Here is a 707-nt window from a genome sequence, read left to right as displayed (position 1 = left end):
TCACCACCCTGTCCGGCGGCGAGCGGCAGCGGCTCAAGCTGGCCACCCACATGTCCGAGAAGGGCGGCGTGTACATCCTGGACGAGCCGACGACCGGGCTCCACCTGGCCGACGTCGAGCAGCTGCTCGGTCTGCTGGACCGGCTCGTGGACGCGGGCAAGTCGGTCATCGTCGTGGAGCACCACCAGGCGGTCATGGCGCACGCCGACTGGATCGTCGACCTCGGGCCGGGTGCGGGCCACGACGGCGGCCGGATCGTTTTCGAGGGCACCCCCGCCGACCTCGTCGCCGCCCGTTCCACCCTGACCGGCGAACACCTCGCCGCCTACGTCGGAGCCTGACGGGGACGGCGCGGCGGACCCGCCGGGGTCCGCCGCGCCGTGGAGCCCTCGTGTGCACAGCGGCGGAACTGCCGACCCTCCAGGGTGAGACATTGATGTCTCATATGAGTTAGTGTCGTCTCATGACCCTCGACCGTGAACAGGTGCTGCGCAGCGCCGCCTCCCTGCTGTCCCGCAGAGCCACCGCCACCATGGACGACGTGGCCAGGGCCGCCGGCATCGGCCGGGCCACCCTGCACCGCCACTTCGCCGGACGGGACGCCCTGGTCAAGGCGCTGGAGAACCTCGGTATCCAGGAGTTCGAGGCGGCCCTGGACGCCGCCGGACTCGACGAGGGCAGCGCCGAGGAGGGCCTGCGGCGGCTGG

Annotated in this window: 2 protein-coding genes; both read left to right on the top strand. The window is 71.9% G+C overall.

The genetic code is table 11. From position 1 onward, the window contains the following. A partial coding sequence (locus IH13_RS0129640) for an ATP-binding cassette domain-containing protein (protein ID WP_031089139.1) occupies window positions 1-341 on the top strand: 341 nt, incomplete at its 5' end. 122 nt (window positions 342-463) lie between these two features. Then, window positions 464-707: TetR/AcrR family transcriptional regulator (locus tag IH13_RS0129635; RefSeq protein WP_031089137.1), on the top strand; the 244-nt coding region annotated here is incomplete at its 3' end.

This window comes from Streptomyces sp. NRRL WC-3549, assembly GCF_000721935.1.
Classification (GTDB): domain Bacteria; phylum Actinomycetota; class Actinomycetes; order Streptomycetales; family Streptomycetaceae; genus Streptomyces.
This window is presented reverse-complemented; position numbering and strand designations above follow the sequence as displayed.